Source organism: Acidobacteriota bacterium, assembly GCA_034211275.1.
GTDB lineage: Bacteria > Acidobacteriota > Thermoanaerobaculia > Multivoradales > JAHZIX01 > JAGQSE01.
On sequence record JAXHTF010000318.1, the window covers coordinates 1 to 3,926 of the forward strand.

2 protein-coding genes are annotated in these 3,926 nt (G+C 67.8%); one reads left to right on the forward strand and one right to left on the reverse strand.

From position 1 onward, the window contains the following. Positions 1-2,212: hypothetical protein (locus SX243_25450; protein ID MDY7096335.1), on the reverse strand; the 2,212-nt coding region annotated here is incomplete at its 3' end. Between the two features lie 396 nt (positions 2,213-2,608). Here SX243_25450 and SX243_25455 point away from each other — a divergent pair. Continuing rightward, positions 2,609-3,926, forward strand: a 1,318-nt coding sequence (locus SX243_25455) for an aconitate hydratase (GenBank protein MDY7096336.1), incomplete at its 3' end; no start/stop codon positions are given.

Here is a 3,926-nt window from a genome sequence, read left to right on the forward strand (position 1 = left end):
CGATCCCATCTCCGCCGGCGCGGGCAGCCGCGGAGAGGTCGAAGAAGAGCTTGTGACTTCGGCCGGTGCTGTCGGAAACGGTCCAGACCTCCTGACCACTGGCGTTGAGGTGGTAGGCCAGGCTCATCCGGTTGCCGTAGGGGTCGCGGCGCTCGGCGAGGCGCCAGCAGCGGGGGGACATCGAGTCGCCGGTACCGTTGCAGAAGAGCGTTCCGAGGGAGGAGTCGGTGCGCTCGAAGACAGAGATCAGGCCGTCGGGGAAGTGCAGCTCGATCTCGTCGGCTCCGGTCTGGATCATGCGCAGCTGGGAGCCGTCTTTGGAGTACCGCACGGGCCCGTGGCCCGAGCTGCTGATGCGGTCCGGGAGGTTGTGGAGGTTGTGCTGGGCGCCGTCTGGAGCGATGTAGAGCCAGCGCTGGAGCTGATCGGAGGTATCGACGTTCCACTGAGCGTTGGGCCAGCGCTGGCGTTCGTTGGCTGCGAGGTGGTTTGGCGGATTGGGGGCGAAGAGGCGGCCGAAGTGCAGCTCCCAGCCGAGGCCGGCGTTGGCGGCGAGGTTGGTGGTGGAAAAGTGCAGGTCGCGGCCGAGGTTGCCGCAGGTGGTGGGACCGTTGTAGGTGCCGCAGTCGAGGCGGATGGATTCGAAGGTGTTGGAGTTGTGGACGGCCTGGAAGCTGTAGGTGAGGCGGTCGCCGACGGTGTAGGTCTGGCCGAGAGGAATCCTCAGGACGAGGTTGCCGGAGGTCAGGTCGATGGTGTCGATGCCGTCGAGTCCCTGGTAGGGGCGGTTGGGCAGGAGGCCGCGGTCGATCTCCACCGGCTGGTAGAGGTCGGGGTCCGGGTCGAGGCCGTCGGGGTCGTCATCGGCATCGTTGCCATCGCCATCATCGTCCCCTCCACCGTCTCCCGGGACGAAAGTGAAGGCGACCTGCGCCGGCAGCGACTCGGCGCCACCGTGGTCGGCGACGGTGGCGGTGAGGACGTGCTCGCCCTCGGCCAGGTCCTGGCTCGGGCGGCAGACGGCTCCAGACTGATTCACCGTGCAGGGACGGTCGAAGGTTTCGCCATCGAGGATCAGAACGAGACTCTCCGGCCGAACGCCGGTGCCCAGGTCGCTCCAGACGAGCTCGATCTCGGCCCGCAGCTCCTCCAGCTCGGCGCCATCGGTGGGGCGAAGAATCTCCAGCTGCGGACCTTCGGTGTCCTCGGGCACAGCTCCGAGAGCCAGGCCGCGCAGCGCCACCGGCTCGCCGAAGCTCACCGAAGGCTCGAAGCGCTCGATCTCCCAGCCCGAAGGCGAGAGGCGCACGGCGCCCGCGCCGCTCACCGCCCAGACGGAACCTGCATAGCCGTCGGCGACCAAGGTGTGGATACCGGGCTCGTCCTCGCCGTCTGCGCCTACTCCCAGCAGGCCGAAGGGCTGTGCCGAGGTGAGGACCTCGCCGGTGGCGTCGACTCGGGTGACGGCGACGCCGTCGGTGACCCAGAGCGTCTCGGTTCCGCCGGGAGCGAGGGCCTGGATTCCGGGGGCGGCGAAGCTGCTGGTGGGCGCATCGGAGTCTTCAGCGCTGCCGGGCTTGCCGTCTTCGGTCTCGCCCGATGGATCTTCGACAAATCGTAGAATTTGGCCCTCTGCCGCCACCCACACGCTCTCGCCATCCACCGCCAGGGCCCGTATCTCGGCTCCCTCGTCGAGGGCCAGCTTGCGCACCTCGGCGCCGGTGACGGGATCGTGGAGCGCCACCGCCTCGGCGGTGGCGATCCACAGGCCGGCCTGGGTGGCGAAGAGGCCTCGGAGCTCCGCTGCGAGGGGAATCTCCTGGAGCGCCTGGCCGGTGGGGGCGAAGGAGCCCACGGCCTCGCCGCTGCCGAACCACACGGTGCCGTCCCCGGGATTCAGCGTCAACCGGGTAGTGCTCTCCTCCCCTGCCTCCGCGGGCACCGAGAGCACCGGCGTGCCGTCGAGACCGAAGGCGGCGAGCTCCTCGTCGGTGTGAACCCAGACGAGCTCTCTTTCAAGGTCCGCAGCCACCACCCGAGTGTCGGCGGTTCCGGGGAGAGGATCGAAGATCTTGCCGGTGGTCCGATCCGCCGGCAGAGCGCCGCGGTCGGTGGCGAGATAGAGGTCGGCGGCGGCCGGGAGGGCCAGCCCGAGAACGAGCCCAAGAACGAGCAGCGTGCTGGAGAGAGCAGCAATAAGAGCGCGAGACATGGAGGCTCCTTCCCGAGCCTTTTGGGAGGAGCTCGGCAGTTGCGTGATGGATGAGCTGCCGGAGGTTTATCGGGTCGCTGAGGAGGGTGTCAAGGCGTTGCCGCTTAGGGCGCTGAAGTAAGCTAGGAATGCGGTGCAGGAAAGGACGAGTCAAGGGGGCGGTATTCAAGAGCGAGGTCCGCCAGTATCTCGTAGGCTGCCAAACCCGGAGGGCTGCCCTTTCGGAGCTGACCAGAGCTTGGCGGCTCCAGGGAAGGAGCGAGGGCTGCGGTAGAGTGAGGGCACGTAGCGCCCGCCGATCCAGAGGTTCGCCGATGGGTTGGCTGATGAGCTGGCCGATGGGCTGGCGGGGCGCTCCCGCAGTCGCACGCAGAGGTTCGCAGAAGGAGGTCTTGGATGGGGTCGAACGTTACCGAGAAGCTAATCGAGAGTCACCTGGTCGAGGGGAAGATGGAGGTGGGGACGGAGATCGGGTTGCGCATCGATCAGACCCTGACCCAGGACGCTACCGGCACCATGGTGATGCTCGAGCTGGAGGCCATGGGGTTGGATCGGGTGAAGACGGAGCTGTCGGCCCAGTACGTGGACCACAACCTGGTGCAGGTGGACTTCAAGAATCCGGACGATCATCTCTTCCTGCGCAGCGCCTGCCAGCGGTTCGGCGTTTGGTACAGCCGGCCGGGCAACGGCGTCAGCCATCCGGTGCATCAGGAGCGCTTCGGCAAGCCGGGGCGGACCCTGGTGGGGTCCGACAGCCACACCCCCGCTGCGGGAGCTTTGGGCATGCTGGCCATCGGGGCCGGCGGGATGGAGGTGGCGCTGGCCATGGCCGGGGAGCCGCTGTTCATCAAGATGCCCGAGGTGTGGGGCGTGCGGCTGGTGGGGGAGCTGCCGGATTGGGTGAGCGCCAAGGACGTGATCCTGGAAATGTTGCGCCGCCACGACGTCGATGGCGGCGTCGGGCGGGTGGTGGAGTATTTCGGTCCGGGGCTCGACAGCCTGTCGGCCATGGATCGCCACGTCATCGCCAACATGGGGACCGAGCTGGGAGCTACTTCGACGGTCTTTCCCTCCGATGAGGTGGTGCGGGCCTTCCTGCGCACCCAGGGCCGGGAAGACGATTGGAGCGAGTGGCTGCCCGACGGTGATGCCGGCTATGACGTGGAGGAGGAGATCGACCTTTCCACCCTCGAGCCCCTCATCGCCATGCCTTCGAGCCCCGGCAATGTGAGGGCGGTGAGGGAGGTGGCCGGCGAGCCCATCTACCAGTCGTATGTCGGTTCCTCCGCCAATCCCGGCTATCGGGACTTCGCCATCGCCGCGGAGATCGTCCGCGGGCGGCAGGTCCACGGGCGGGTGTCCTTCGACGTCAATCCCTCGTCGCGGCAGATCCTCACCAACCTGGTGCGGGACGGCCAGCTGGCGTCTCTCATTGCCGCCGGCGGTCGCATCCACCAGGCGGGATGCAATGGCTGCATCGGCATGGGGCAGGCGCCGGCGACGGATCAGATCAGTCTGCGCACCACGCCCCGCAACTTCCCCGGCCGCTCCGGCACCCGCGAGGACAAGGTTTGCCTGGTGAGCCCGGAGACCGCCGCGGCGGCGGCCTTGACCGGCGAGATCACCGATCCCCGCACCCTGGACATGGAGTATCCACGGGTTGAAGAACCGGAGAATCCGGTGATCCTCACCGACTCCTCCGGGGGCAGTGGCG